Origin of the sequence: Nonomuraea zeae, assembly GCF_005889725.1 — a bacterium.
In the GTDB taxonomy this organism is placed as follows: Bacteria; Actinomycetota; Actinomycetes; order Streptosporangiales; family Streptosporangiaceae; genus Nonomuraea; species Nonomuraea zeae.
Map to the genome: position 1 here is coordinate 30,243 of NZ_VCKX01000043.1, position 26,752 is coordinate 56,994.

The following is a 26,752-nucleotide window of genomic DNA, read 5'->3' on the forward strand; positions in this document are numbered from 1 at the left end:
GGGGAAGGGTCTGGTCAATTCCCAGTCAACACCACCTTGAGATATAACGTGACTGTGCGCAAGCGACACGGAAGTTACGGGTTCGACGCACCCTGGGCCCTGGCCGGGCTGCTCTTCGGAGCGCTCGTCCTGCTGGCACTGGCGGCGGCCTCGTTCAGCCTCGACATCATCCCCGCCGGGATCGCCTTCCTGTTCGGCGGGCTCTACACGCTGGCCAGTGCCGCCAGCTACGTCTACACGACCAGGCGCGGCAAGTTCGCCGTCTGGGCGGAGGAGCTCGACCGGCTGTCCGGCGACGAGCAGCTGCTGGACCTCGGCTGCGGCCGGGGCGCGGTGCTGCTGCTCGCGGCAGAGCGGCTGGACACGGGCCGGGCGACCGGCGTGGACTTGTGGCGCTCGAAGGACCAGTCGGGCAACGACGAGCCGGTGGCCAGGGAGAACGCCGAGGCGGAGGGCGTCTCCGACCGGGTGGAGCTGGTGACGGGGGACATGCGCGACCTGCCGTTCGGCGACGACTCGTTCGACGTGGTGACGTCGAGCCTGGCCGTGCACAACATCGCCGACGACGAGGGTCGGGCCCAGGCCGTCCGCGAGGCGCACCGGGTGCTGCGGCCCGGCGGGCTGATGCTGGTCGCCGACTTCCAGCACACGCCGGCGTACGAGTCGGTGCTGCGCGAGCTCGGCGTGATCGACATCAGGCGGCGCGACCTCGGCTGGCGGTTCTGGTACGGCGGCCCGTGGTTCGGCACCACGCTCCTGGAGGCCAGGAAGCCTGCCGTCTGAGAACGTTTGCCCCGCGCTCGGCGGGTATCGAGATGACCTTATGAGCGACGTGGAAACCGGCACGATCAGCACCAAGGTGCCAGCCCGGCTGGACCGGCTGCCGTGGTCCCGCTGGCACTGGATGATCGTCATCGGCCTCGGCACGGTCTGGATCCTCGACGGGCTCGAAGTCACCATCGTCGGCAACCTGTCCGCGCAGCTGGCCAAGCCCGGCAGCGGCATCGACATCACCCAGGCGCAGGTGGCGGGCGTGGCGGCGGCGCTCTACGTGGCGGGAGCCTGTACGGGGGCGCTGTTCTTCGGCTGGCTGACCGACAGGTTCGGCAGGAAGAAGCTGTTCATCATCACGCTGGTCGTCTATCTGGCGGCGACGCTGATGACGGCCTTCTCCTTCAGCGCGTGGTGGTTCCTGCTGTTCAGGTTCATGACGGGCTTCGGGATCGGCGGCGAGTACGCGGCCATCAACTCGGCCATCGACGAGCTCATCCCGAGCCGGCACCGGGGACGCATCGACATCATCATCAACGGCAGCTACTGGCTCGGCGCCGCCGGCGGCGCGCTGCTGACCGTGCCCCTGCTCAACGACCTGCCGGTGAACATCGGCTGGCGCGTCGCCTTCGGCCTCGGCGTGGTGCTGGGCCTGGCCATCCTGCTCGTACGCCGGCACGTGCCGGAGAGCCCGCGCTGGCTGTTCATCCACGGCAAGGACCGGGAGGCCGAGGAGATCGTCGGCGACATCGAGCGGCAGATCGGGCGGGACCTGCCGGAGCCGGCCGGGACGACGACCATCCACCAGCGCAAGTCGATCGGGTTCGTCCGGATCGCGCACACGATGGTCGCCCTCTATCCCAAGCGGACGGTGCTCGGGCTGTCGCTCTTCATCGGCCAGGCGTTCCTCTACAACGCGATCACCTTCGGGTACGCGCAGATCCTGTCCACGTTCTTCAACATCGACACCTACACCGGCTACTACTTCGCGGTGATCGCGGTCGGCAACTTCCTCGGCCCGCTGCTGCTCGGCCACCTCTTCGACACCGTGGGCAGGGTGCCGATGATCTCGGCCACCTACATCGGCTCCGGCGTCCTGCTGCTGGGCACGGCGTGGCTGTTCAACCAGGGCGTCCTCACCGCGGTCACGCTGACCGCCTGCTGGTGCGCGGTGCTGTTCGTGGCCTCGGCCGGGGCCAGCTCCGCCTACCTGACCGTCAGCGAGATCTTCCCGATGGAGACCAGGGCGATGGCCATCGCGTTCTTCTTCGCGATCGGCACGGGCGCGGGCGGCATCGCCGGCCCGCTCGTCTTCGCCTCGCTGGTCGAGACCGGCGTGCCGGGGGACACGGCGCTGGCGTTCACCATCGGCGCGATCGTGATGATCGCCGGCGGGCTGGTCGAGCTGTTCCTCGGGGTCAAGGCCGAGCGCAAGGGGCTGGAGGAGATCGCGGCGCCGCTCACGTCGGCCGAGACGCCGAAGAGCGCATGAGCGCGAGCACCCGGGGGCTGTCGGCCAGGTAGAGGTGCGGGACGTCCACGAACACCCGCATCGGGCCGCGTTCCAGCCGCAGGCTCCGAGCCATCCCCGCGTGCACGTCGGCGAGCGGCACGTAGTTGAGGTAGCTGGTGTAGGCGTTCTGGGAGCGGAACGTCGCCGTCATGACGAGCGTGTCCTCCCTGATCCGGAACGCCACGCCGATCAGGCAGGGCACCGCGTCGTACGGCTCGCCGGGAGTGGTCAGCGAGATCCACGCGCTCTTGCTGTACGGCTTTGCGCGCAGCAGGTCGGCCGCCCAGGCGAGCTGGCCCCTGATCCTGGCCCCGTAGCTGTACTTGAACGGCGCCACGATCACCTCCTCGCTGAACTTCCTGCTGTACAGCTCCAGCAGGGCCGCGTCGCCGTACCGCCTGATGATCGGATCGTCCCTGCCGACCCGCGCGATCTCGAACAGCACGGACGGCCCCTCGATCACGGGGCCACGGTCGTCGAGGGCGATCGTGCCCGCCGACCAGACATGGCGCATCAACCAGATCCACGCCTCCCCACACGACGCCCATTGCGGTGGGCCGGACATTCAGGTCTCCAGATTCGGGAATTCGTAGGGGTTGTGCGGGAGCCGGCGCCTTCTGGTCACGTTGCAGCGCACGTAGTAGACGGCGTAGTGGATCAACGTGACGAGCAGGATGCCGGTCATGAGCAGGAGCACGTTCGGCTCCTGGCTGCCGAGGCCGAGCACTCCGACGGTCAGGTAGGTGGAGTTGACGAGCGAGAGCATCATGACGTTGACGCCGGGCCAGGCCAGCGGCGCGTACGTCTCGGGGAAGCCGGGGTCGATGGGCAGGTTCGGGCTCCAGCCGAGCGTGGTTCTGAGCCTGGTCGCGTACAGCAGGCGGAAGTTGTTGATCGCCCGTGCCGTCCTGGCGTGGGCGTTGACCGCTTCGATCAGCCGCAGGAACGGCAGGACGCTGAGCAGGCCGAACGCCGTGACCAGGGCGAACAGGTACCACGGCACCCGGTGCCACTCCGTCAGGCTCTGCGGGTAGACGACCTTGGCGCTGGCCAGGGCGATCGCCGCCAGGAACGGTCCAGACAGCAGGCTCAGGGCGAGCCTGGTCATCTTCAGCCGCTCTTCCTTGGCGGCGAGATGGACGGCGTAGATGCCGGTGAAGTCCACCGCGGCGAGCTGGAGGAACTGGCTCGGCGCCAGCTCGTCCTCCCGGATCAGGCGAAGGGGGGTCTTCCGCATGAGCGTGCTCCTGGGGCGAGTACCTCCAGTATGAGCACTCTTTCCGAGAAATGACGATGATTTCTACCAATTGTTCCAACAAATCTCAACCGACCGGGGTCAGGCGGGCCAGGCCGGCTACGCGGTCTATGTAGGCGGTCGGGAGTGCGTACAGGATGCTCGCCATCTCCTGGTCGTGGATCACCGGCAGGGCGGCCAGCGCGTCGGAGGCCAGGCCACGGCAGTACTCGATCGTGTTGTCCACCATCTTGCTCGCCCGCAGCCTGCGCAGGACCTCCGCCACCTGCTCGTCGCTCATGCCCCGGCCCAGCAGGTCGTGGATGCCGGCGTCGGCGAGCAGCACGGGCAGGCTGTAGACGCCCTGCCGCAGGTCGTTGCCCGCGGGCTTGCCGAGCTGCGCGCTGGAGGCGGTCAGGTCGAGCAGGTCGTCGAGCACCTGGAAGATCAGCCCGAACTTCTCCCCGTACGCCGCCATCCGCGCCCGCTCCTCGGCCGGGGCCCGCGCGCAGAGCGCCGCCACCAGGCACCCGGCCCTGAACAGCGCGGCCGTCTTGCCGGTGATGGACCTGACCGCGCTCTCGGGGGTGCGAGCGGTGTCGTACAGGTCGGTCGTCTCCAGGTACTGCCCCTCCGCCAGCTCGACGACGGTGGCGGCCAGCACCTCCGCGACCGGCCTGGAGACGGCGGTGATGGCCGCCAGCCCGGCTCTGGCCAGCATGAAGTCGCCGATCACCAGCGCCTTCCCGTCGCCGAGCTCGGCGTTGAGCGTCCTGGTGCCGCGGCGCTCACTGGCCTGGTCCATGAGGTCGTCGTGCACGAGCGAGCCGGCGTGGATGAGCTCGACGCAGGCGGCGGCGGTGATCACCCGGCGGTCGGGCGTCTTGCCGAGCGCGAGTGCGGTGGCCAGCGTCATGGCCGGCCGCAGCCGCTTGCCCCCGGCCGTGACGATGCGCTCGGCGCCGGCGTTGATCCCCGGCAGCGCGGACGAGCCGCTCAGGCGGCGGATCCTGGCTTCGACCCGCAGCAGTCCTTGCTCGACGGCCGGGTTGCGCATGAGTTGATCCATGATTCCCAGCCTGCGGCCAGAGCGCTGTGCCACGGCTGAGAAACCCTGTGCCGCACCTGAGAAACCCTGAGGCCCTTCTCAGCCGCGCGGCCGAAGCCGTCCCCTGCCGTCCCCTGCCGTCCCCTGCCGTCCCTGCCGCGCGGGCGTGCGGCGGCGCCTGGCATGCTGGGCGATCAGCGCGGGCCGCCGCCTGGCCCGCGAACCTGAGGGAGCCGTCGCGTGACCGCATCGCCGGGCAGGATCCTCTATCTCGTCGTGTGCGCGGCCGGGCCGGCCGCGCAGGCCGGTCGCCTCGTCGCCATGGCGCAGGAGGAGGGCTGGGCCGTCCAGATCGTCGCCACGCCGTCCGCGCTCGCCTTCATCGACGTGGCGTCGCTGGAGAGCCAGACCGGCCGGCCCGTACGCAGCCAGTACCGCAAGCCGTCCGAGCCGCGCCCGCCCAGGGCCGATGCGATCATCGTGGCGCCCGCCACCTACAACACGATCAACAAGTTCGCGGCGGGCATCGCCGACACCTACCCGCTCGGCGTCCTGGCCGAAGCCCCGGGGCTGGGCATTCCCGTCGTCGTGCTGCCCTTCGTCAACAGCGCCCTGGCCGCTCGCGCGCCCTTCCTGCGCAGCGTCGAAGGGCTGCGGTCGGAGGGGGTGCGGGTGCTGTTCGGGCCGGGGGAGTTCGAGCCGCACCCGCCGAGCGACGGTGCTGACCACTTCGATGACTTCCCCTGGCGACGCGCGCTGACGGTGCTCGCGGGCAAGTAAGAGTCCGCGGCCGGGCTCAGGAACGCCAGTCACCACGGCTTCTCCTCAGCCGATGCCGCTAAGTAGGACTGCTGCTTACTTGGATGCCGTCTTACCTTGCGGGGCGTCGAATTTGTGTCTGACACCGTGTGAGGCGATATGCCAAGATGTCCCGACTTTCTGGAGGAGACATCGTGACCATGGCTGAGCGCGTCGAGGACGTCCTGCGCGGCGGCAAGGCGCCGAACCTGCACGGGCTCGTGGTGCTGCGGGGCGGGGAGGTCGTCATCGAACGGTACGGGGCCGGGCGGGACCACCGGCTCAACGTGCCGCTGGGGCATGTCGAGTTCGACCGGGACACGCTGCACGACCTGCGTTCCGTCACCAAGAGCGTCGTGGGGCTGCTGTACGGCATCGCGCTGCGGGACGGGCTGGTGCCGTCGCCGGGTGAGGGGTTGATGCGGCAGTTCCCGGAATATCCGGATCTGGTGGAGGATCCGGCGCGGGCGCATCTGACCGTCGGGCACGCGCTGACCATGACGCTCGGGCTCGACTGGAACGAGGACCTGCCGTACACGGACCCGGCCAACGGTGAGATCGCGATGGAGCTGGCGCCCGACCGGTACCGGTATGTACTGGAGCGGCCCGTCGTCGAGGAGGCGGGCAAGCGGTGGCGCTACTGCGGCGGGGCCACGGCGCTGATCGGCGGGATCATCGCGCGCGGAGCCGGCCGTCCGCTCGCGGACTATGCCGCCGACGTGCTCTTCGAGCCTCTGGGGATCCGCGAGTTCGAGTGGGTCAAGGGAGATGACGGGGTGGAGGCGGCCGCGTCGGGGCTGCGGTTGCGGCCGGTCGACCTGGCCGCCGTCGGCCGGCTGGTGCTCGACGGCGGCCGGGACGTCGTGCCCGGTGAATGGCTCGGGGAGATGCTGCGGCCCCATGTGGTGATCGACGGCGACTTCCGCTACGGCTACCAGTGGTACGTCAGCACCGGGGAGCGCCACTGGGTCGAGTGCATCGGCAACGGCGGGCAGCGGCTGCTCGTGGTGCCTGGCGAGGACCTGGTCGTGGCGGTGACGGCCGGCGAGTACGACAGCGGCCAGGACAGCGCCGTCGCCGTGCTCGACGCGGTCCTCGGCAGGTAGCGGGCCTCAGGAGGACGCCCGCAGGCGAGCCGAGGGGGTCCGGGGCCCAGCGGGATCCACGGCTCGTGGCTGCGGCGGTCAGGGGGTCAGGAGGATCCGGCCCGTGGCCGCGCGGCTCTCCAGCAGGCGATGGGCCTCGGCGGCCTGCTCCAGGGGCAGCGTCCTGTCGATGTAGGCGTCGCTCCGGCCGGAGGCGAGCCTGGCCAGCATCTCCGGATAGTGCGTGCCGAAGACCTGCCCCGCCCAGCCCGGACCGCTGCACCCGATCAGCGTCACCCCGCGTTCCATGAGGTCGGCGGCGGTGACGGCGGCCGGCTCGCCGCTCAGCATCCCGTAGTAGAGCAGGCGGCCCGAGCCGGGGGTGAGGTGGTCGAGCACGCGCCTGGCCGACGTGCCGCCGATGGACTCGAAGGCGGCGTCCACGTCGCCGGGCAGCTTGTCCTGCCAGCCTGGGGCGCCGTGGTCGAGCACCAGGTCCGCGCCCAGGGCGGCGGCACGCTCCCGCTTGGCGGGCGAGCCCGCCGTGGCGATCACCCGGGCCGCGCCGAACTCCTTGGCGTGCCGCACCAGGTAGGTCCCGACCGAGCTGGTGCCCGCCTCCACGAGGACGGTCTCGCCGCCGTCGAGGCGCGCCCGGTGGAGCAGGCCGAGGGCGATCGCGCCGGGCGCCGCCACGGCCAGCGCCGCCGCCGGGGTCACTCCGTCCGGCACTGGGCAGGTCATGGCGGCGGGCATGGCCACGTACTCGGCGTAGGCGCCGAGGCCGCCGGTCACTCCCACCCGGGCGCTGCCGAGCAGCGTCTCGTCGACTCCCTCACCCACCTCCACGACCTCGCCGGCCGCCTCCGCGCCGAGCACGGCGGGCAGCGGCAGCGGGAACGGCAGCGTCCCCGCCCTGATCTGCGTCTCGGCGAAGCCGACGCCCACGGCCTGGGCGCGGATGAGGATCTGGCCCGCGGCCGGGCGGGGCCGGGGCAGATCCGCCGGCTCCAGCTTCTCGGGGCCGCCCTTCTCCGTCAGGACGATCGCGCGCATCTCTTCTCCTTCAAGTGAACCAGTGGTCCAGTTAATATATGGACCACTGGTCAAGTTTGTCCATGGGAAAGAATGTCCTGATGGAACGTCGAGAGCGGGCCGACGCCGCGCGCAACAGGCAGGCGATCCTGCGGGCGGCCGAGGAGCTGCTGCGGCGGCATCCGCCCGAGCAGGTCTCCGTCGAGCGCGTCGCCAGTGCGGCGGGCGTGGGGAAGGGGACGGTGTTCCACCGGTTCGGGAGCCGTACGGGGCTCATGCTGGAGCTCATGACCGAGCGGGCGCGGGAGCTGGAGCAGGCCGTGACCGAGGGGCCGCCGCCGCTCGGCCCCGGCGCCGGCCCGGCCGAGCGGCTGGTGGCGTTCTTCGCGGCGGTGGCGGCGCTGGCGGCGCGCAACGGGAACCTCATGGCGGCGCACGAGCACGCGATGGTCACCAGGAAGTCCGCCGCCGAGCAGCCCAGGGAGGCCAATCCGATCTACCTGTTCTGGCACCGGCACGTGTCGGAGCTGATCGCGGAGAGGCGGCCCGACGTGGATGCCGGGCAGATCGCGCACATGCTGCTCGGCACGCTGCACATGGAGCCGGTCGCGAGCCAGTTGCGGGCCGGGCAGTACGAGGGGCTGGCGGCCAGCTTCGCCGCGATCGTCAGGGGGCTGATGGGGGAGGAGTGATCTCGGCCCCTTGTTCGCCTGCCGGACGCTCGCCCGTGCGGGTGGAAGGTCGCCGGGGGTTCAAAGCGGGAGGTGGCAGGAGGTTCAGAGCGGGAGGTGGGCGACTGCCGCGTGGAAGGCGGCGACGGCCGCTCTGATCGCCGGGTGCTCCCCGTTCCCCCTTCTGAACGCCGCCAGCGTGCGGCGGCTCAGCGGCAGCCGGGTGAGCGCGACCCCGCCGGGCGGGGAGATCGCCGCCAGCCGGGGCACGATCGCGATGCCCTGGCCGGCCGCGACGAAGGCCAGCACGGTGTCGAAGTCGTCGATGTGGTGCCGCACGATCGGCTCGAACCCGGCCGCCTGGCAGGCCCTGATCGCCATGGTGTGGCAGAGGGTGCCGGGCTTGTTGGTGATCCACGAGTCGGCGTGGGCCGCGGCGATCGAGGGCCGGTCGGTCAGGTACATCGGCTCGCTGAAGAGCGCCTCCGCCTCGATGGCCGCGTCCGTGACGGGCGGCACGAAGTCGTACTCGTGGACGAGCGCCACGTCCAGCTCACCCGCGCGCAGGGCGGCCGAGACGTCGGCGGGGTCGATCTCGGAGACCATCGGCTCCAGCCCCGGGTGCGCGCCGGTCAGCCGGGCGAGGGCGGGCGGCAGCAGCACGCGGGCCGCCGTCGGGAACGCGCCGATCCGCAGCGGCCCGGAAGGCCCGCCCCGCGCGGCGGCCAGCGCGGCCGAGGCGCGTTCGAGCTGCTCCAGCACGGCCTGCGCGTGCTCCACCAGCACATGCCCGGCCGACGTCAAGGTCACCGTGCGGCCGGTACGCTCCAGCAACTGCACGCCCGCCTCCCGCTCCAGGGCGCTGAGCTGCTGCGAGACCGCGGACGGCGTGAACGTCACCGCCTCCGCCACCGCGGCGATCGTGCCGCGCCTGGCCAGCTCGCGGAGGAGGTGGAGCTTGCGTGGATCCAGCATAAGCTGAGCTTAATCTCAAACGAAGAAATCCGCGCTGGACCTAACGGGTTGCCACAGGTCACGCTCTAAGCATGCTCAGAGGAATCCACGTACCGCTGGTCACGCCCTTCACCCCGTCGGGCGAGGTGGCCGCGGACGCCATAGAAAAGCTCGCCTCCCACATGCTCGACCAGGGCGCCGCCGGCCTGGTCGCGCTGGGCACGACGGGTGAGGTGGCCGCGCTCGACCCCGAGGAGCGGGCGCGGGTGATCGAGGTCTGCGCGCGGGTCTGCGCGCAGCGGCAGGCGCTGCTGACGGTGGGCGTGACGGGGAACGACACGCGTTCGACGGCCAGGGCGCTACGGGATCTGCCCGATGGGGTGGGGGCCGCGCTGGTGACCGTCCCCTACTTCCTGCGGCCGGGCGAGCGCGGCGTGATCGCGCACTTCGAGGCGCTGGCGGAGGAGTCGCCGGTGCCGCTGGTGATCTATCACATCCCCTACCGGACGGGGCAGGCGGTCAGCGCCGCGACGCTGCGGCGTCTGGGGGCGCATCCGAGGATCGCCGGTGTGAAGTACGCGGCCGGCGGCATCGACCAGGACGCGGTGGATCTGCTCGGGGACCTGCCCGCCGGGTTCGAGGTGCTGGGCGGCGACGACGCGTTCGTGTCGCCGTTGCTGGCGCTCGGTGCCGGGGGCGGGATCCTGGCCTCGGCGCACCTGGAGACCGCGAGCTTCGTCGAGCTGGCGGACGCCTGGCAGGCGGGGGACGCGGAGCGGGCCAGGGCGCTCGGTCACCGGCTGAACAAGCTGTCCGCGGCGCTCTTCGCCGAGCCGAACCCCACGGTGATCAAGGGCGTGCTGCACGCCCAGGGGCTGATCCCGACCCCGGACGTGCGCCTGCCGCTGGTGCCCGCCGGCGCGGAGGCCGTGTCGAACGCCCTGGCCCAGGTCGCCTGACCACCGCCCGCCGCATCGAACTGCCGCGCGCGCCGGGGTCACAGGCTCGCCTGGTAGCGGTACATCCAGGCGAGCGACTCCTGGCTCGCGCTCTTCTTGAGGAAGATCGGCAGCATCAGGTCGCGGAGGACCCGGGCCACCGGGCCCGCGGCCTTGCCGTTGCTGATGGTCCGCGAGTACGCCACCACCCGCTCCACCCGCGGCCGCCGCTCGGCCTCGAACCGCTCGAACGCCTGCCGGTGGTCCCCGCTGTCGCGCAGGCACCTGGCCAGCACGATCGCGTCCTCGACGGCCAGCGAGGCGCCCTGGCCCGAGCTGGGCGAGGTGGCGTGCGCCGCGTCGCCCGTGAGCAGGACCCGGCCGCGGTGCCACACGGGGACCGGCGGCAGGTCATGGACGGGCAGGGCCGGCTCGACGTCGCTGCCGGCGACGAGCCGGGCGGAGAGGTTCGCGTCGCCCTCGAACGCCTGGACCAGCACCGGCTTCCAGTCCGCCGGCACGTCGCCGAGCCGCCTGGGCAGGTTCGCGAACCACCAGGTCTCGCCCGACTCCGCCACGCTGTAGCCGAAGAACGCGCGCTTGCCGAAGACCATGTTGTACACGCCGGGCTCACCGGTGACGCCGGCGTCCTTGACGATCCCGCCGAAGCTGTAGAGGCCGCTGTAGCGCGGCTCGGGGGCCTGCGGGTCGAGGATCTTCCTGGTGCGCGAGTGGACGCCGTCGCACGCGATCAGCAGGTCGCCGCTCGCCTGCGTGCCGTCCTCGAATGTGGCGACCACCTCCGTGCCCCGGTCGTCGTAGGAGACCAGGCGCTTGCCGTACGAGATCGGGATCCCGCGCTGGGCGGCCTCGTCGCGGATGGTCCGGTAGAGGTCGGAGCGCAGGACGGTGTGGCTCACGGTGCCGTCGTCCAGGCGCAGGCCGTTGGCCACCTCCCCGAGCCGCTTGCCGGAGCCGCTCCACATGACCATCCGCGGGGTGGGGATGGCGGAGGCGAGCACCTTGCGGTGCGCGCCGAGCACGCGGAGGGTGGCCAGGCCGTTCGAGGCGAGGTTCAGGAACGAGCCGACGTCCTCCGCCCCCTGGCCGTACGCCTCGAAGATCTCGGTGTCGATGCCCACCTCGCGCAGGGCCATCGCGGTGACGGGGCCACCGATGCCGCACCCTATGATCAGAGCTTTCATGGTGGTAACCTTTCGTTCGGTCGAACGAAATATATGGCGACGGGAGCGGCGATGTCCAGAGATATTTCGGAGCACCGAAAGAATTTGCTGGAGGCGCTCGGCGTGGCGGGCAGGGAGAACAGCAACGCCGCCGTGATGTACCACAGCGCCATGGGCGAGCGGCTGGGGCTGGGCATGACCGAGGAGAAGACCCTCGACCTGCTGCAACGCCTCGGGCCGCTGACCGCGGGGGAGATCGGGCAGCACGCGGGGCTGGCGCCCGCGACGGTCAGCGGGCTGATCGACCGGCTGGAGGCCAAGTGGCTGGTGCGCCGGGTGCGCGACGCCAAGGACCGGCGCCGGGTCATCGTCGAGATCAACCACGAGCGGCTGGCCGGGTTCGCCGAGCTGTTCGAGCCGTTCGTGGCGGCGCTGTCCGGGCTGTACGAGCGCTACACCGACGACGAGCTGGAGCTGGTCCTCGACTTCATCACCCGGGCCACCGCGCTGCAGCGGGAGGCCACCGAGGCACTGGTGGCACAGGCACCCTGACGCCCTGGCGCTCTGGCGCCGAGACGCCCAGCCGCCGAGACGCCCAGCCGCCCAGCCGCCGAGAGGCCCTGACGCCCTGAGGCCGCCTGGTCGACCGGCTCAGGACGCCGGCGGCTCAGCGCTCCGATCCGCCGCCGCTCGGGGCCCCGGTCCCGCTGCCGCTCAGTGCTCCGATTCCCTGATCGCCGTGCCCACCTCGTGGACCCGGTCGGCCAGCAGGCCGATCGCGCCGACCGCCCTGGTCATCGGGTCGTCCTCGGCCCCGCCGAGCGCCTTGCCCCTGAGGTAGGCGGCCTTGACCTCCGCCCACCGCGCGGCCTGCTCCGGGGTCAGCCGGCCGCGCAGCTCGGCGAGCTTGAGCAGGTTGGCCTCGGCGTCCGAGGTCAGGGTCTGGGCCTCGCCCGCGTAGTGGTCGTCGATCACCGCTTCGAGCTCGTCGTCGTTCATGGCCGGGACGATGCGCTCGGCCAGCTTGTTCATGTTGCGGTACGAGCCCTGCAGCCGGTACGGAGGCTCGGTGCGCGCGGCGTCGGACTGCGCGGCCGAGGCGATGTAGGCCCGGTTGTTGGCCAGCACGACCTCCTGGACCCGGACCAGCTTGGCCAGCACGCTGAGCATCTGGTCCAGCTCGGGCCGGCTGAAGGGGTGCTGGAGCTGGTCGGCCCTGACCGTGGTGTCGCCGCGCGCGAGCCGTACGAGCAGCTCGACGTCCGAGCGGTCGCGGCCGGACAGCGGCGCGAGCACGGGGTTGGAGGTGAGGGCGTTGTCCACGTAACTCAGGGCGAACAGGTCCTCCTTGCCCGACAGGACGTCGCCCAGGTTCCACACGTCGGCCCGGTTGGCGAGCATGTCGGGGATGCGGAAGCGCCGGCCCGACTCGGTGTACGGGTTGCCCGCCATGCAGACCGCGAACCGCTTGCCGCGCAGGTCATAGGTGCGGGTCCGGCCGTTCCAGACCCCCTCGATGCGGCGCTGTGCGTCGCACAGGGAGATGAACTTCTGCAGCAGCTCGGGCGAGGTGTGCTGGATGTCGTCCAGGTAGAGCAGCGTGTTGTTGCCCGTCTCCAGCGCGAACGAGATCTTCTCCACCTCCTGCCTGGCCGTCGCGTCCGGCGCGTCCGCCGGGTCCAGCGAGGTCACCTCGTGCCCCAGGGCGGGCCCGTTCACCTTGACGAACACCAGGCCGAGCCGGCTGGCCACGTACTCCATCAGCGTGGTCTTGCCGTAGCCGGGCGGCGATATGAGCAGCAGCAGGCCCATCTGGTCGGTGCGCTTGCCCGCGCCCGCCGCGCCGAGCTGCTTGGCCAGGTTGTCGCCGATCAGCGGCAGGTACACCTCATCGAGCAGGCGGTTGCGCACGAACGCGCTCATGACCTTGGGCTTGTACTCGTCCAGGCGCAGCCGGCGTCGCTCGGCCTCGACCAGCTCGCCGCGCCGCCGCTGGTAGGCGCGGAAGGCCGGGACCCGCTCGGCCCCGAACCTGCGCGTCCTGGCGAGCAGCTCGTCGAGCCTGATCTCCAGCTTGCGGTCGGAGATGCGCGGGTGGGCGCCGAGCAGGCCCTCAACGGTCTCCGTGGTGGCGGCGCTGGAGTCGTGGCGGGGCAGGTCGCACAGCTGCAGGGCGATGACCTCGGCCACCTCGGGGCCCTGGCGGTAGGCGGTGATCCAGGCCTGGGCGAGCTGCAGGCGCTCGGCCAGCGGCACGGCCTTGAGGTCCTCCTCGAACTCGCGCGCCTTCACCGGGCCCAGCGCCTGGCGGAAGCCGTCGAGGACGTCGCGGGCGGCCTTGCTGGTCACGAACCCCACCGGGGTCCCGCCCAGCTCCTCGACCAGGTACTCCCCGGCCAGCGCCGCCACGGCCGCCTCCGCAGGACCGGCAGCGGTCGCCCGCGGGTCCGCCGAGTCCGCACGGCCGGCCGCGTTCGGCCGCAGGGTGGCCGCGAACTCGGCGATCGCGTCCCCCAGCTCCGCGGCCAGCGCGTCGAGGGCGGGCGTACGGCCGAAGACCGCGCGTGCCCGGACGAGCGACCCGGCCCGGGTGGCGAATGTTTTACGTGAAACGTCGTCCGTGCCGAACGCCCAGTACACCTGCGCCATCGCCCGCGCCTCGGCCGGATAGCGCAGCAGCCCCGCCCCTTCGCGCAGCCGTACGAGCGTGTCCAGGATGGCGGTGGCGTCGTGGTCGTGCACGCCGCGCTCGTAGCCCTCGTCGTAGCGGGACTCGGCGGCCTGCCGCACCAGGTCGGCGAGGGGCGCGCCGGACGAGACCGAGTCCAGCAGCGAGGCGGCCAGGTGCTCGGCGCGGTAGACCTCCGGGGTCTCCGAGACCAGGAGCTGGTCCCAGAAGGGCCGGGTGTCGGCGAACGAGCCCGGCACGGGCGCGCGGTAGTCGGTTCCGGTGATCGCGAAATGCATGGCGCCGTCGTGGGGCACCAGCGTCAGATCGATGGGCTGGGTGTTGACGGCGAAGCGGTGGTGGCCGAGCCGCAGCGTCTCGCCGCCGTCGGAGAACAGGTCGAGCCGGTCCCGCAGCGCGCGTCCGGCCTCCTGCTGGGCCGACTTGACCCGCCCGTCCAGCTCCTCGGCGCGTACGGCGTCGCCGAGCCCGCGCAGCTCGGCGGCGGCCGAGCGGACCTTGGCCACCATCGGGTCGGTGGCGAAGTAGGTGTTGACCTCGTCGAGCGAGCCCAGGCTGCCGAGCCGCCTGGTGATCCCGCCCAGCACGCGCTCGGCGGAGGCGAACAGGCGGTCGGCCCGCCTGGCCAGCGCGTCGAGCTGGGTCTGCTTGCGGGCCGAGAACGCCTCGTACACGTCGTCGCGCTTGGCGGACAGCTGCGTGGCGAAGTCGTCGAACTCGCCGAAGCGCGTCTCCAGGCTTTCGACCTGGAGCAGCAGCCGGCCGAGCTGCTCGTCGCACTTGTCCGGCGTGTCGGCCATCGCCAGCGCGCCCGTGATGGCCTGGCCCAGCAGCGCGAACTCGGCCGCGAACGCCGCCCGCCCCTCGGTGCCGAGCAGCTCGCGGCGGCGGCCGTCCAGGACGGCCCTGGCCCGGTTCACGCCGCCGAGCACCTCGGCGATCCGGCCCAGGATGGAGGTGCGGACGGTGGCGTCGGCGATGTCCAGCGAGCCGACCACCTCGGTCACCACCTCCAGCCCCTCCGCCTGGTCGGCGAGCCGGTCCGCGACGGGAGCCGACTCGGCGACCGTGGCGATCGCGGCCGCGTCGGCGGCCAGCTGGCCGACGGCCGCGTGGTAGCCGGTGAACGCGTCGGCGCCCTCCAGGAAGGCGACCGCACGCCGGCCGGCCGAGCCCAGCTCCTCCGCGAGGGTGGCGGCCAGCCCGTCGAGCGCGGTGAGGTCGATGTAGCGGACCTCGCGCAGCGTCACCAGGTGCCCCTGGGCCCTGCGCAGCGTGGCCAGCGTGGTGACCCAGGCGTCGGCGGTGACCGGGAGGTCGGCCCTGGCCTGGCGTACCAGGTGGGTGGTCTCCTCCTCGGCCTCCGCGAGGGTCTGCGCCGCCAGCCGGGTGAGCTGCTCGACGTTCTCGTACTCGTCGAGCACCTGCTCGGCGGTGGCGCGTACGTCGGTGAGCGGCCCGACCAGGCCGTGCTCGCCGAGCCAGTGGTAGGAGTCGAAGGCCCGGGTGCAGGCGGCGATCAGCCCCTCGAACGTCCCGGCCGACGGCGCCATCTCCTCGACCATGCGGGCCACGGACAGGCAGTCGGAGATGCCGCGGACGAGCTCGGCGTTGCCGATGCGCTCCAGCGGGCCCGTCCCCACGGGCTGGGCGGCGGCGTAGGTGTCGGACACGTACGGGGTCTGCCACACCTGCATCGGGTGGACCCTGGTCGGCTCCTCGGAGGTGGCGCGGAAGACCACCATCGTGCCGTCGTCGAACAGCGAGTAGCCGTGGCACAGGATGGGGTTGGCCACCTCCTTCCTGATCACGTTGTACGGCAGCAGCAGCGAGCGGCCGTCGCCCCTGGCGTGGAAGACGTACAGGACGTCCTCGCCGTTGGGCGAGCGGACCACCCGCTCGAACTCCAGGTCCGTCACGTCCGTGTCGAACGTCTTGCTGAGCCCGGTCGTCAGGTAGTAGCCGCCGGGGAAGATCAGGCCCTGGTCCTCGGGCAGGCGCTGGCAGGCCTGCCCGATGCCGTCGAGGCGGACCACGGCCTTCGTCCGGGTGTTGAAGACCAGGTGACGCCAGTCCGGCTCCTTGTACGGCCTGATCCGCATGAGGATGAGCGGGCCCACGCGGGCGTACTCGACGTCGGCGTCCGCCAGGCTCTGCAGCGGCTCGCTGACCGGCTCGGCGTAGATGCCCGCGCCGGACTCCGTGTTGTCCTCGATCTTGATGGTCAGGTCGCCGCCGACGGTCTCGACGAAGACCTCGCCGCCGATGGAGATGTGCGGATGGCGGCCGAGCACGTGGTCGTCGCGGGTGGTCGGCGTCCACTCGAAGTCGTGGGACGGGGGGAAGGTGTGATCACGCTCCCCCCTGTTGTCCACATATTTCGGGACTCCGCCGTTGCTGACCGTCCAGCGGAGCACCCGCAGGTCCGCCGGGCCCGTCTGGAACACCGCCAGCAGCTTGCCGTCCACCCGCCTGAGCTGCTGCAGCCGCGTCTCCTTGTAATAGCGGTACAGCTCGGCGAAGTCCTTCCTGAACGCCGCGTCATCCAGCGTCTCCAGCTTGTCGGCGTCGAACCGGAAGGCGTCGCCGTCCCTGGAGAAGCGGTGCACCGCGAACACGTCGGCCACCGCCGTCTCCGGCTTGAGCCCGATGAAGACGTTGTAGCCGAACAGCATCACGTCACCCAGGGAGACGATGTCCCTGGGGACGCAGTTGTTCTCGGTCCTGATCCGCTCGGTGCCCAGCAGGCGCAGCTCCGCGCCGCCGAAGACGCGCAGCCGCTGCCCGTTGAGCGCCCCGGCCGCCGCCGCCAGCGCCTTGGCCTGGGCCTGGAGCCGGTTCCTGAGGACCTCGTACGTCCCCGCCTCCAGCTCCGTGCCCGCTTGCAGAGTGCCCACAGATCGTCAGCCCTTCGCCCCGGACAGGCTCACCGCGCTGTTGACGGGGCCGCTGACCGGGCCGCTGACCGGGCTGCCCAGCGCGGCGACCGTGGAGTCGGCCACGCCCAGCCGGCGGGCCGTCTCCAGCAGCTCGCCGAGCGCGGTCGACTGCGGGCCGCCGTTCTGGATGAGCCGCATCAGCAGGGCGGACACGGTCAAATTCTTCAGGTCCTCGCTGCGCACCCCGCCGATCACGTTGGCGAGGTCGGCGGCCAGGCTGGCGCTCCCGTTGACGTACGGAGCCACCAGCGCCCCCGCGACCTCGGAGTGGTCCACGAAGCCGTCCACCACCTTGCCCGCGGTGATCGAGCCGACCACCTTGTCGAAGAACATCGTGTCGCCGCCGACGATGTCGATGTTCGCCTTGGCGAGCCCGGCGGCCAGCACGCTGGCCTGCGACTCCGCCACCTGGCGGGACACGTCGATGTGCTTGAGCCGGATCTCCTTGTCGGCCTCCAGGCGCAGGCGGTACTCCTCGTGCCCCCTGCTGGCCTCGTCCAGCGCGGCCAGCGCGGCCGCCTTCTGGGTGAGGCCCTCGGCCTCGGCCTTCAGCTTCTCGCCCACCGCGGTCGCGCCGGCCAGCGCCATCGCCTGCTCACCCTCGGCCCGGGCCTTGAGCCGGTCGCCCTCGACCAGCGCCATGGCCTTGGCGCCCTCGGCCTCGGCCGCGAGCTTCTCCTTCAGCACCAGGGCCTCGGCGCGGCCGACCTTCTCGATGGCCTCGGCGTCGCGCTCCCTGACCTGCACCTGTGCCAGCCCCCCTGCGGCCGTCTCGGCCTGGATGCCCTCGGCCAGCCGGATCTTGGCGCGCGCGTCGAGCTCGGCGGCCTGCTGCCTGGCCTCGGCGAGCACGAGCTCCTCGCGGGCCCTGAACTTGGAGGCCGCCTCCGCGGCCTCGGCCGCCTTGATGTCCTTGACCAGGTTCTCCTGCGCCTCGGCCTCGGCGGCGATGATCACGCTCTGGCGGGTGCGCTCGGCCTCCTCGACCACGCGCAGCCGCTTGATGCTCTCCTCCTGCTCGGCGACCGTCTTGTCGACGGCGATGCGCTCGCGGATGACCTCGGCGATCGACCGCTTCTCGGTCTCGACCTCCTTGTCCTTGGCGATGCGCGACAGCTCGGTCTCCCGCTCGCGGGCGATGACCTCCAGGATGCGGTCCTTCTCGATGCGCTCGCTCTCGATCGCGATCACGCGCTCGCGGTTCTTCTCGGCGACCGCGATCTCGCGGGCCTGGTTCTCCTGCTGCACGCCGAGCTGCTCGTCGGTCTTGATGCTGGCGGCCACCGCGCGCAGCCGCTCCTCGGCCTGCACGCGGGCGATCTCGGCCTCCTCGCGGGCCTTGACCGTCTCGATCTCGCGGCGCTGCTTGAGCTCGGCGTCGGCCTGGCGGCGCTGGAGCTCGAGGATGGCCTCGCGGGCGTCCACGTTCTGCCGGGTGATCTCCTTCTCCTCGTTGCGCTGGAACTCGTTCGTGCGCACGTGCTCGATGGCCGTGAGCTCGGTGATCTTCCTGATGCCCTGCGCGTCGAGGATGTTGCTCTTGTCGAGCTGGAGCAGCGCGGTCTGCTCCAGGTAGTCGATGGCGGCGTCTTCGAGGCTGTAGCCGTTCAGGTCGGTGCCGATGAGCCGGACGATCTCATCGCGGAACTCGTCGCGCTTGGTGTAGAGGTCGACGAAGTCGAGGTGCTTGCCGGCCGTCTTCAGCGCCTCGGAGAACTTGGCGCTGAACAGCTCCTGCAGCGTCGCCTCGTCGCTGGCCCTGGCGGTGCCGATGGCCTGGGCGACCTTGATGACGTCCTCGGCGGTCTTGTTCACGCGGACGAAGAACGTGATCTTGATGTCGGCCCTGATGTTGTCGCGGCAGATGAGACCCTCGCGGCCGGTCCGCTCGATCTCGATGGTCTTCACCGAGATGTCCATGATCTCGGCCTTGTGGACGACGGGGAGGACCACCGCGCCGGTGAACGTCACATCGACTTTGTTGACCTTCGACACGATCAGCGCCTTGCCTTGTTCCACCTTGCGGAAAAGGCGGCCGACGACGACGAGCAGGCCAATCACGACGATCAGGATGACGGCGAGGAATACGCCGAAGCCGGTGGAGATGACGTCCATCAATGCTCACTTTCGTAGGGCATGACCCAGAAGAATTCGCCGTCTTTGTCGTATTCGAAGATGAGTGCGTTGTCTCCGCGCGCGAGACGGTCCTGTCCGGTCGTGCGGACTTGCACGACCGCGGACGAGCCGTCGGCGGCGGTGACTTCCGCCTGGCCGAAGTCAGGAGTTGCCGCGCCGGTGCGGATCACGCACATCTGGCCGACGAAGTCGCCGCGCGAGTGCCGGTCCCCCTCGGGGAACAGCCTGCGCAGCGGAACCAGCAGGCCACGGGTGGCGAGCCAGCTCAGGGCCGCGGCGGCGAAAGGGACGGCGATCAGCGGGCCGCCACTCGCCACCTGGCTGCCGATCAGGCAGAGCAGCCAGGCCAGCGCGATCAGCAGCGAGAGCGCGATTCCGGCGGGCACCCCGCCGAGGCCCAGCCACGTCGCGTCGTCCTCCAACTCGAACAGGCCGGTGATGACGGTCAGCCAATAACCGATGACCACGACGAGAAGGAAGCTGAAAAGAACAGTTGGAAAGCTCAGTGCGGTGTGTATGAAGTCGGCCATACCGCCTCGGTGTACCCCATCCCCCGGTGATGTCCTGACGGACTATATCTAGATAAAGAGCAACTAAAGGCGAAAGTTCCCGAAACAGTCTGATAAATGAGGACACTTGACCTCAGCCTAAGTTGAGGTAGCAGGCTGGGCCCATGAGCGAAGTGATGAGAGCGGCGGCCTTCGCCGAACCAGGCGGCCCCGACGTGCTGAAGGTGATGGAGCTGCCGGCCCCGCAGGCCGGCCCGGGAGAGGTGCGGGTACGGGTGCGGGCGGCCGGCGTGCAGCCGTTCGACGCGGCCGTACGGGCCGGGTGGCTGCCGCCGTACCTGGGCGAGATCGGCTTCCCGCGCATCCCGGGCAACGAGTTCGCGGGCGTGGTGGACCAGGTGGGCGCGGGCGTGACCGGGGTGGCGGCGGGCGATGAGGTGCTCGGGTTCTCCCGGTTGTTCGCCTACGCGGAGTACATCGTGGTCGCGGGGACCGACGTGGTGGCCAAGCCGGCCGGGGTGCCCTGGGAGGTGGCCGGGGGGCTGACCGCGGGCGTACAGACCGCCGAGCTGGCCATCGACGGGCTCGGCGTGGCCGACGGCGAGACGTTGCTGGTGCACGGCGCGGCCGGGTCGGTGGGCACGGCGGCCGTGCAGATCGCGCGCAGGCGCGGCGCCACCGTGATCGGCACGGCCCGCGAGGTCAACCACGACTACCTGCGCGACCTCGGCGCCGTCCCCGTCGCGTACGGGGACGGGCTGGCCGACCGGGTGCGCGCGCTCGCCCCCGGCGGCGTGGACGCGGCGCTGGACGGCGCCGGCGGGCACGCCCTGGAGGTCTCGATCGAGCTGGTCAAGGGCCGCGGGCGCATCGTCACCCTGGTCGAGCACGCCAAGGCGGACGGGCTGGGCGTCCAGGTGGTGCGGGGGGAGCGGACCGCGGAGCGGCTCGGGCGCTACGCCGCCCTGTACGCCGAAGGCCGGTTCGCGTTCCCGATCCGCAGGGCGTACGGGCTGGCCGAGGCCGCGGACGCGCACAGGGAGATCGAGACCGGCCACGGCCAGGGCAAGATCGTCCTGACGATCTGACCCGGCCTCACTGGCGTCGCCGCACGGCCTCGGCCACGGCGAGCTGGATCTGGATGAACTCGTCCGTGCCGTCCCCGCCGTCCTCCACGTCCCAGAGGCAGTTCTGCAGCGCCCGGCCGAGCGTCCAGCCCGCCGCCCGGCGCGGGTCGAGGCCGAGGCGGTCCACCATCAGGTCGAAGCGCCGCAGCACCGTCCGGGTTACGTCGCCCGAGGCGAGCACGTCGTCCCACCGGTTGTCGAGCGCGGGCATCAGGTCGAACCCCGGGTCGCCGGCCAGCGGCTTGGGATCGATGCTCAGCCACGGCTCCCGCTCGGCGGCCAGCACGTTGTCGTAGTGCAGGTCCCAGTGCAGCAGCCGGTCGCCGGGCTCCGGGACGAGCTCGGAGACCGCCGCCGCGCACCAGCGCATCCAGTAGCGGTTGCGCTCGTGCGGCAGCTTCGCCACGGCCGCGTCCACGTCGTCGAGCATGGCCCCGGCGATGTCGCCCAGCCGGCGCATCCCCTCGGGCGCGGGATAGGCGGTCAGCCGGGCCAGCAGATCCGCCAGGATGCCCATCGCCTCCATGTCGTCCGGCAGGCTCGACAGCGACCGGTCGGCTTCGAGCCGTTCGAGCAGCAGGGTGCCGGTCTCGGGGTCCGAGTCGAGCAGCAGCACCGACGCGTCGCCCGCCCACGTGGCCAGGCCCGGGGCCTCGGTGGCGTTCTCGTCGGTGACCGGCTGCAGCTTGAGCGCGGCCTTCGTCCCGTCCTCGCGGACCACGGGCAGCACCAGGGACACCACGCCGTGCCTGGACTCGCCGTCGAGCCGGAGCCCCCACTCGGCCAGATACCGCTCGGCCAGCGCGGGCAGGCCGGCCGACCAGGCGCGCCCGGCCTCCCCGTCGTACTTCACATGGGATGCGGTCAACGCCGGGGGCACCTCGATCTTCATGCCCCCAGTCTGCCCGGCACACCCGGCCGGCGGCCTCCCGTTATCCGGCGGCTAGTAGTGCCAGGGGAAGGGCGACCAGTCGGGCTCGCGCTTCTCCAGGAACGAGTCGCGCCCCTCGGCGGCCTCGTCCGTCATGTAGGCCAGCCGCGTCGCCTCGCCCGCGAACACCTGCTGCCCGATCAGCCCGTCGTCGATCGCGTTGAAGGCGAACTTCAGCATCCGCTGCGCCGTGGGCGACTTGCCGTTGACCTTGCGGGCCCACTCCAGCGCGGTGGCCTCCAGCTCGGCGTGCGGGACCACGGCGTTGACCATGCCCATGCGGTGGGCGTCGGCCGCGGTGTAGGTGTCGCCGAGGAAGAAGATCTCCCTGGCGAACTTCTGCCCGACCTGCCGGGCCAGGTAGGCCGAGCCGAAGCCGCCGTCGAAGCTGGCCACGTCGGCGTCGGTCTGCTTGAAGCGGGCGTGCTCCGCACTGGCGAGTGTGAGATCGGCCACGACGTGCAGGCTGTGGCCGCCGCCCGCGGCCCAGCCCGGCACCACGCAGATCACGACCTTCGGCATGAAGCGGATCAGGCGCTGCACCTCCAGGATGTGCAGGCGCCCGGTGGCCGTGGAGCCGTCGGCGTACTGGTAGCCGTCCTTGCCCCTGATGCGCTGGTCGCCGCCGGAGCAGAAGGCCCAGCCGCCGTCCTTGGGCGACGGGCCGTTGCCGGTGAGCAGCACGCAGCCGACGTCGGTGCTCTGCCGGGCGTGGTCGAGCGCCCGGTAGAGCTCGTCGACGGTCTGCGGGCGGAAGGCGTTGCGCACCTCGGGGCGGTCGAACGCGATCCGCACGGTGCCCTGGTCGACCGCCCGGTGGTAGGTGATGTCGGTGAAGTCGAATCCCTCGACCGCCTGCCACGCCTTGGGATCGAACAGCTCGGAGACCATGGGCGAGAGCCTAACGGATCTGCCCTTCGGCCCATTCGGCCCACTCCCGCTGGACCCGCCCGAGGCGCAGGCCGTATTCGAGGGCGATCCTGCCGTTCACCGACAGGTTGTCGCCGCCCTCCTCGACGAAGCCGCGGATGCTCTCCATGTACTCCAGGCGCTTGGCGGCCAGCTCGGCCTGGTGCCGGAAGTACTGCCTGGCCTGCTCGGGGTCGAGCTGGGCCAGGAAGAACACCCGCAGCAGCATGTCGCTACGCTGCACGGAGGCCGGCTCCACGTCGCTGATCCAGTGGCGCAGCTCGGCCAGGCCGGCCTCGGTGATCGCATATTCCTTGCGGCCCCGCGGTCCCTCGGCCACGACGTCCACGAGCCCGGCGTCGGCCAGCTTGCCCAGCTCGGCGTAGAGCTGGCTCTGCGTGGCCGGCCACACGTTGGACAGCGAGACGTCGAACAGCTTCATCAGGTCATATCCGCTCGCGGGCCCCTCGGAGAGGAGTCCCAGGACGGCATGTCGAAGGCTCATGTTCCTATATTGACATATCGAGGCAGGAGGTTCTACCTTCGACATGTCTACTTAGGAATATGGAAGGGAATGCGACATGCGCGGCCTGCTGGGCTTCCTCCCCTGGATCGTCTACGCCGTCATCGCCACCGGCGACGAGTGGCGCTGGGGCGCCATCGCCGGGCTGGCCATCGCTCTGGTCCTGGTGGCCGTCGACCGCAGGGCGGGCAAGGCGTGGGACCAGATGGTGATCGAGGCGAGCGCCGCGATCTTCTTCGCCTGCCTCACCGTGATCTCGCTCGTGGCCCCGCACTCGCCGCTGACTCCGTACGGGCCCGCGCTGGTCAACGTCTGGCTGGCGGGCACCGCCTGGGGCTCGCTGGCCATCCGCAAGCCCTTCACGCTGGGCATCGCCCGCACGATGGCCCCTGAGGAGGTCTGGCGGACCCCGCAGTTCTACCGCGTCAACGCGATCATCACCACGGTCTGGGCGGTCGCCTTCACCGTCGCCGCGCTCTCGCTCACGCTCGTGCTCAACGTCTCGCCCCACGCGACGGCGCTGGTCATCGCCGTCAAGGTGCTCACGTTCGCCGTGCCCGCCGTCTTCACGGCCTGGTATCCCTCGTTCGCCCGCCGCCGCCTGGCGGCCCGCTAGGTGACCTCGGCCCGCAGCTCGGCGAGCAGCTCCCCTTGGTCGGCGAGCATGTCGGTGAGGATGCGGCGCGCGGCCCCGAGCAGGTCGGCCAGCTCGGGAGTGGCCAGCGTGTAGACCACGGTGCTGCCCTCGCGGATCGCACTGACGATCCCGGCTCTGCGCAGGACCGCGAGCTGCTGGGAGAGGCTCGACGGCTCGATGTCGATCTGGGCCAGAAGATCCCTGACGGGCAGCGGCCCTTCCTGGAGTAGCTCCAACACTCTGATGCGAGCGGGGTGGCCGAGAGTTCGGAAGAAGTCGGCCTTGGCCTGATAGACCTCCACGTGCATATTGCAAGACTAATCCAGTGCAGTTGCATAATTCTTCAAGTCGTAACGTTGTTGGATAGCATGACAGCGGGGACTAGGGAGTAGCCATGGGCCGAGGAAGAGCCAAGGCGAAGCAGACGAAGGTCGCTCGCCAGCTGAAGTACACCAACCACAACATCGACTACGACCGGCTCCGCGAGGAGCTGGGTGCGGACGGGAGGCGTGAGGAGATCTACCCGCCTACGGCGTCCGAGCAGGAGTCCGAGCGCGGGCGATGACGCGGGTCTCCTTGGCGGGCGCGAGGGTCACGTTCTTCAGCCGTCTGGCCTCCGGCGCCTGATCGGGCGCCGTGAGCTCCAGGCGGTGCAGCACCTCGCGGATGATGACGCGCATCTCCAGCAGGGCGAGCTGCGCTCCGACGCAGAACCTCCGGCCGCCGCCGAACGGCATCCAGGCCCTGCTCTGCGGCCCGTCGAGGAATCGCTCAGGACGAAACTCCCCGGGCGACGGGAAGGCGGCGGGGTCGCGGTGCACGAGCGGGATGTACGGCCCTGCGTACCATCCGGCCGGGATCTCGTACCCGCCCAGCCGGAGCGGGGCGTCGAGCAGCCGTGGCGCCTCATAGACGACGGGCCGGACGCGCAGCACCTCCTTGACCACCGCGTCGAGGTAGGGCTCGTCGTCCGGCAGCCGTCCGAGCACGTCGGGCAGGCGTAGGAGCCGCTCGAAGGCCCAGGCCAGGCCGGTCGCCGTGGTCTCGTGGCCGGCGATGAGCATGGTGATCAGCTCGTCGCGGATCTCCTGGTCGTCCAGCTCCGTCTCCAGCAGCCGCCCGAGCACGTCGGTGCCGCCGGGCGCCCCGCGCCGCCGCCGGATCTCCTCGAACAGCAGCGCGTCCACCTCGGCGCGCAGCCGCAGGAAGCGCCCGTACGGCAGGAACGGCACCCGCCCCATGGGGCCGCGCAGCCGCTCGGGCAGCATGGCGACCTGCATCGAGCCGCCGGTCTCGATCAGCCCGGGCAGCAGCGCCCGCAGCCGGCCGATGCGCCCGGCGTCCCTGATCCCGAAGATCAGCCGGATGATGATCTCCAGCGTGATGTCCTGCATGCGATCGCGCATCCCGAACGGCCGGCCCAGCGGCCAGGTCGCGATCCGCTCCGCGGCGATCGCCGCGATGTCGTCGTGATAGCTCGCGACCTGCTTGGCGCGTAGCGGCGGGTTGAGCGTCTTGCGGTGCCGCCACCACGGCTCGCCGTCGAGCGTGAGCACCGAATGGGCGCCCACCAGATGCTCCAGGAAGTCGCGGCGCGCCGCGCCCGCGTGGCCGCCGCCCTGGTCCGTCCTGAACACCTGCTCGGCCAGCTCGGCGGTGGTCACGTAGACCTCCGGCGGGAAGCCGGAGTAGCGCACGGTGAAGATCGGGCCGTACGCGCGGTGGTAGCTCTCGAACGCCCGCGGCGCGTCGGCCATGAACCGCGCGGTCTGCAACAGCGCGGGCAATCTCGGTCCTGGGGGGATCACGTCACACTCCGGTATATGTACGTATGTCATAGACGCTTGTATACATCAGTAGCATGGATCGCGTGGCGCGAACAGAGGCCGGTGGATACCGGGACAGACTCCTGGCGGGCGCAGTCAGCTGCCTCCAGGAGAAGGGCTATGCCCGCACGACCGCACGAGACCTGGTCGCCGCCTCCGGCACGAACCTGGCCTCCATCGGCTATCACTTCGGCAGCAAGGACGCCTTGCTCAACGAGGCCATCGCGGCCTTCTTCGAGCAGTGGACGGAGCGCGTCGAGCAGACGCTGTTCGCCGGCCGGCCCGGCAGCGCCAGAGAGCTGCTGGAGCTCGCCATGCGGGCGCTGATCGACGTCTTCGAGGAGCTGCGCCCGCAGCTCGTGCTCTGCGTCGAGGGCTTCCCCGCGGCGCTGCGCGCCCCCGCGCTCAAGGAGAAGCTGGCCGAGTCCTACGCCCGCTGCCGCACGGCGGGGGCGGACATGCTGCGGCGGGCCGGCGAGCAGTTCGGCGTCGAGCTGCCGGTGGAGCCCGAGGTGCTGGTGTCGGTGCTGGTCGCGATCAGCGACGGGCTGATGCTGCAGTGGCTGCTCGACCCGGCCGCCACCCCCGACGCCGGCCAGGTCGTCGCCGCCCTCGCCGCCCTGTCCGGCCTCATCGCCTAGCAAAGGTCTCTCCAGCGAGGAATGTCACCGGCGGCGCTGGGCAGATCCCCGTCACGAGGTGATCAGGACATGCGCGTTGCAATCGTGGGTTCAGGAAGGCTCGGTGCGCCGCTCGGACGCCTGCTCGCGGTGGCCGGACACGACGTGCTCTTCAGCGACGCCGAGCCCGAGCGCGCCGTCGCCGCGGCGCGGGCCGCCGACGGGCCGGCCCGCGACGGGTCGCCGATCGAGGCCGCCCGGTTCGGCGAGGTCGTGGTGCTGGCGGTGGGGTGGGAGGCGTTCCCCCTGGTGATGGCCGAGCTCGGCGCCGCGCTCACCGGCAAGATCGTCATCGATCCGAGCAACCCGATCGCTGAGCGGGACGGCGCCGCCGTGGTGGTGGCCGTGCCCGGCGGGCTGACCAGCCCGCAGTACCAGCAGCGCGTGCTGGGCGCGGACGTACGGCTGGTGCGCACGTTCAACACCAAATATCCCAACGAGCTGCTGGAGCTCGGCATCGCGGGGCAGCGCGGCGGGGCGCGGGCCGACATGCCCTACTGGGGGGACGACGACGAGGCCAAGAAGGCCGTGGTGCCGCTGATCGAGGACGGCGGGTTCACCGCCATCGACGGCGGCGGCCTCTCAGAGGCCCTCTGCTGTCTCTTATAAACATCT

At 71.0% G+C, this 26,752-nt stretch carries 26 protein-coding genes; 12 read left to right on the forward strand and 14 right to left on the reverse strand.

Annotation, left to right across the window (positions count from 1 at the left end; genetic code table 11):
- Positions 1–54: 54 nt before the first annotated feature.
- Together ETD85_RS16450 and ETD85_RS16455 are read left to right on the forward strand one after the other, a co-directional pair.
- On the forward strand, positions 55–783 hold the full coding sequence (locus ETD85_RS16450) for a class I SAM-dependent methyltransferase (protein WP_138690579.1): 729 nt from the start codon (positions 55–57) through the stop codon (positions 781–783).
- Positions 784–823: 40 nt separating this feature from the next.
- Positions 824–2,263 (forward strand): MFS transporter, encoded by a 1,440-nt coding sequence (locus ETD85_RS16455; protein ID WP_138690580.1) that lies wholly within the window; start codon positions 824–826, stop codon positions 2,261–2,263.
- Here ETD85_RS16455 and ETD85_RS16460 read toward each other — a convergent pair.
- The 3 genes from ETD85_RS16460 to ETD85_RS16470 all read right to left on the reverse strand — a co-directional run bounded on the left by ETD85_RS16460 (position 2,232) and on the right by ETD85_RS16470 (position 4,587).
- Positions 2,232–2,798, reverse strand: a complete 567-nt coding sequence (locus ETD85_RS16460; RefSeq protein ID WP_138690581.1) for a thymidylate synthase family protein — start codon at positions 2,796–2,798, stop codon at positions 2,232–2,234. The two genes, ETD85_RS16455 and ETD85_RS16460, sit on opposite strands and share 32 nt — an antisense overlap.
- Positions 2,799–2,849: 51 nt before the next feature.
- Positions 2,850–3,521, reverse strand: a complete 672-nt coding sequence (locus ETD85_RS16465) for a hypothetical protein (protein ID WP_138690582.1) — start codon at positions 3,519–3,521, stop codon at positions 2,850–2,852.
- An 85-nt stretch (positions 3,522–3,606) separates the two neighbouring features.
- Positions 3,607–4,587: a polyprenyl synthetase family protein gene (locus ETD85_RS16470; RefSeq protein ID WP_138690583.1), complete on the reverse strand. Its 981-nt coding sequence runs from the start codon at positions 4,585–4,587 to the stop codon at positions 3,607–3,609.
- Between the two features lie 219 nt (positions 4,588–4,806).
- On the opposite strand from ETD85_RS16470, the gene ETD85_RS16475 reads away from it, so the two are divergent.
- Together ETD85_RS16475 and ETD85_RS16480 are read left to right on the forward strand one after the other, a co-directional pair.
- Complete coding sequence (locus ETD85_RS16475; protein ID WP_138690584.1) at positions 4,807–5,346, forward strand: flavoprotein; 540 nt, start codon at positions 4,807–4,809, stop codon at positions 5,344–5,346.
- Positions 5,347–5,525: 179 nt separating this feature from the next.
- On the forward strand, positions 5,526–6,470 hold the full coding sequence (locus tag ETD85_RS16480; protein WP_240779185.1) for a serine hydrolase domain-containing protein: 945 nt from the start codon (positions 5,526–5,528) through the stop codon (positions 6,468–6,470).
- A 78-nt stretch (positions 6,471–6,548) separates the two neighbouring features.
- On the opposite strand, the gene ETD85_RS16485 is transcribed toward ETD85_RS16480, so the two are convergent.
- A complete protein-coding gene (locus ETD85_RS16485; RefSeq protein WP_138690586.1) occupies positions 6,549–7,505 on the reverse strand; it encodes a quinone oxidoreductase family protein in 957 nt (318 codons plus the stop codon).
- A gap of 80 nt (positions 7,506–7,585) precedes the next feature.
- On the opposite strand from ETD85_RS16485, the gene ETD85_RS16490 reads away from it, so the two are divergent.
- Positions 7,586–8,176 carry a TetR/AcrR family transcriptional regulator gene (locus ETD85_RS16490; RefSeq protein WP_206058348.1) on the forward strand — a complete coding sequence of 197 codons (591 nt, stop codon included), beginning with the start codon at positions 7,586–7,588 and terminating at the stop codon, positions 8,174–8,176.
- A gap of 84 nt (positions 8,177–8,260) precedes the next feature.
- Here the strand turns inward: ETD85_RS16490 and ETD85_RS16495 are convergent, their stop codons facing one another.
- Positions 8,261–9,130: a LysR family transcriptional regulator gene (locus tag ETD85_RS16495; protein WP_138690588.1), complete on the reverse strand. Its 870-nt coding sequence runs from the start codon at positions 9,128–9,130 to the stop codon at positions 8,261–8,263.
- 71 nt (positions 9,131–9,201) lie between these two features.
- Between ETD85_RS16495 and dapA the strand changes: the two genes are divergently transcribed.
- Positions 9,202–10,068 carry a 4-hydroxy-tetrahydrodipicolinate synthase gene (gene dapA, locus ETD85_RS16500; protein ID WP_138690589.1) on the forward strand — a complete coding sequence of 289 codons (867 nt, stop codon included), beginning with the start codon at positions 9,202–9,204 and terminating at the stop codon, positions 10,066–10,068.
- A 38-nt stretch (positions 10,069–10,106) separates the two neighbouring features.
- On the opposite strand, the gene ETD85_RS16505 is transcribed toward dapA, so the two are convergent.
- The gene (locus ETD85_RS16505) at positions 10,107–11,252 is read right to left on the reverse strand and encodes an FAD-dependent oxidoreductase (RefSeq protein ID WP_138690590.1); all 1,146 of its coding nucleotides are present in this window, start codon (positions 11,250–11,252) and stop codon (positions 10,107–10,109) included.
- 51 nt (positions 11,253–11,303) lie between these two features.
- Here ETD85_RS16505 and ETD85_RS16510 point away from each other — a divergent pair, with 51 nt between their 5' ends.
- Complete coding sequence (locus ETD85_RS16510) at positions 11,304–11,783, forward strand: MarR family winged helix-turn-helix transcriptional regulator (protein ID WP_206058349.1); 480 nt, start codon at positions 11,304–11,306, stop codon at positions 11,781–11,783.
- Positions 11,784–11,945: 162 nt separating this feature from the next.
- Here ETD85_RS16510 and ETD85_RS16515 read toward each other — a convergent pair whose 3' ends face one another.
- Genes ETD85_RS16515 through ETD85_RS16525 form a run of 3 tightly spaced genes read right to left on the reverse strand, consistent with a single transcriptional unit; the run spans position 11,946 to position 19,525 of the window.
- Positions 11,946–16,817, reverse strand: a complete 4,872-nt coding sequence (locus ETD85_RS16515) for a DNA repair ATPase (protein WP_138690592.1) — start codon at positions 16,815–16,817, stop codon at positions 11,946–11,948.
- A 6-nt stretch (positions 16,818–16,823) separates the two neighbouring features.
- The gene (locus tag ETD85_RS16520) at positions 16,824–18,974 is read right to left on the reverse strand and encodes a flotillin family protein (RefSeq protein WP_138690593.1); all 2,151 of its coding nucleotides are present in this window, start codon (positions 18,972–18,974) and stop codon (positions 16,824–16,826) included.
- On the reverse strand, positions 18,974–19,525 hold the full coding sequence (locus tag ETD85_RS16525; RefSeq protein WP_138690594.1) for a DUF1449 family protein: 552 nt from the start codon (positions 19,523–19,525) through the stop codon (positions 18,974–18,976). Before ETD85_RS16525 ends, ETD85_RS16520 begins: the two co-directional genes overlap by 1 nt.
- Positions 19,526–19,680: 155 nt before the next feature.
- Between ETD85_RS16525 and ETD85_RS16530 the strand changes: the two genes are divergently transcribed.
- A complete protein-coding gene (locus tag ETD85_RS16530; protein ID WP_138690608.1) occupies positions 19,681–20,592 on the forward strand; it encodes an NADP-dependent oxidoreductase in 912 nt (303 codons plus the stop codon).
- Between the two features lie 7 nt (positions 20,593–20,599).
- On the opposite strand, the gene ETD85_RS16535 is transcribed toward ETD85_RS16530, so the two are convergent.
- Genes ETD85_RS16535 through ETD85_RS16545 form a run of 3 tightly spaced genes read right to left on the reverse strand, consistent with a single transcriptional unit; the run spans position 20,600 to position 22,976 of the window.
- Positions 20,600–21,523 (reverse strand): aminoglycoside phosphotransferase family protein, encoded by a 924-nt coding sequence (locus ETD85_RS16535; RefSeq protein ID WP_138690595.1) that lies wholly within the window; start codon positions 21,521–21,523, stop codon positions 20,600–20,602.
- A 51-nt stretch (positions 21,524–21,574) separates the two neighbouring features.
- The gene (locus ETD85_RS16540) at positions 21,575–22,453 is read right to left on the reverse strand and encodes a 1,4-dihydroxy-2-naphthoyl-CoA synthase (RefSeq protein WP_138690596.1); all 879 of its coding nucleotides are present in this window, start codon (positions 22,451–22,453) and stop codon (positions 21,575–21,577) included.
- Positions 22,454–22,463: 10 nt separating this feature from the next.
- Positions 22,464–22,976 carry a PadR family transcriptional regulator gene (locus ETD85_RS16545; protein ID WP_138690597.1) on the reverse strand — a complete coding sequence of 171 codons (513 nt, stop codon included), beginning with the start codon at positions 22,974–22,976 and terminating at the stop codon, positions 22,464–22,466.
- A gap of 76 nt (positions 22,977–23,052) precedes the next feature.
- Between ETD85_RS16545 and ETD85_RS16550 the strand changes: the two genes are divergently transcribed.
- The gene (locus ETD85_RS16550) at positions 23,053–23,610 is read left to right on the forward strand and encodes a hypothetical protein (protein WP_138690598.1); all 558 of its coding nucleotides are present in this window, start codon (positions 23,053–23,055) and stop codon (positions 23,608–23,610) included.
- On the opposite strand, the gene ETD85_RS16555 is transcribed toward ETD85_RS16550, so the two are convergent.
- Positions 23,607–23,939, reverse strand: a complete 333-nt coding sequence (locus ETD85_RS16555) for an ArsR/SmtB family transcription factor (RefSeq protein ID WP_020542962.1) — start codon at positions 23,937–23,939, stop codon at positions 23,607–23,609. The genes ETD85_RS16550 and ETD85_RS16555 overlap by 4 nt on opposite strands.
- 86 nt (positions 23,940–24,025) lie before the next feature.
- Here ETD85_RS16555 and ETD85_RS16560 point away from each other — a divergent pair, with 86 nt between their 5' ends.
- Entirely contained in the window at positions 24,026–24,196 is a 171-nt protein-coding gene (locus tag ETD85_RS16560) for a DUF3073 domain-containing protein (RefSeq protein WP_138690599.1), read from the forward strand.
- On the opposite strand, the gene ETD85_RS16565 is transcribed toward ETD85_RS16560, so the two are convergent.
- Positions 24,159–25,418 (reverse strand): cytochrome P450, encoded by a 1,260-nt coding sequence (locus ETD85_RS16565; RefSeq protein ID WP_170246709.1) that lies wholly within the window; start codon positions 25,416–25,418, stop codon positions 24,159–24,161. The two genes, ETD85_RS16560 and ETD85_RS16565, sit on opposite strands and share 38 nt — an antisense overlap.
- 83 nt (positions 25,419–25,501) lie before the next feature.
- On the opposite strand from ETD85_RS16565, the gene ETD85_RS16570 reads away from it, so the two are divergent.
- On the forward strand, positions 25,502–26,098 hold the full coding sequence (locus ETD85_RS16570) for a TetR/AcrR family transcriptional regulator (RefSeq protein ID WP_170246710.1): 597 nt from the start codon (positions 25,502–25,504) through the stop codon (positions 26,096–26,098).
- A gap of 69 nt (positions 26,099–26,167) precedes the next feature.
- Positions 26,168–26,746, forward strand: a complete 579-nt coding sequence (locus ETD85_RS16575) for an NAD(P)-binding domain-containing protein (RefSeq protein ID WP_170246711.1) — start codon at positions 26,168–26,170, stop codon at positions 26,744–26,746.
- Positions 26,747–26,752 lie beyond the last annotated feature (6 nt).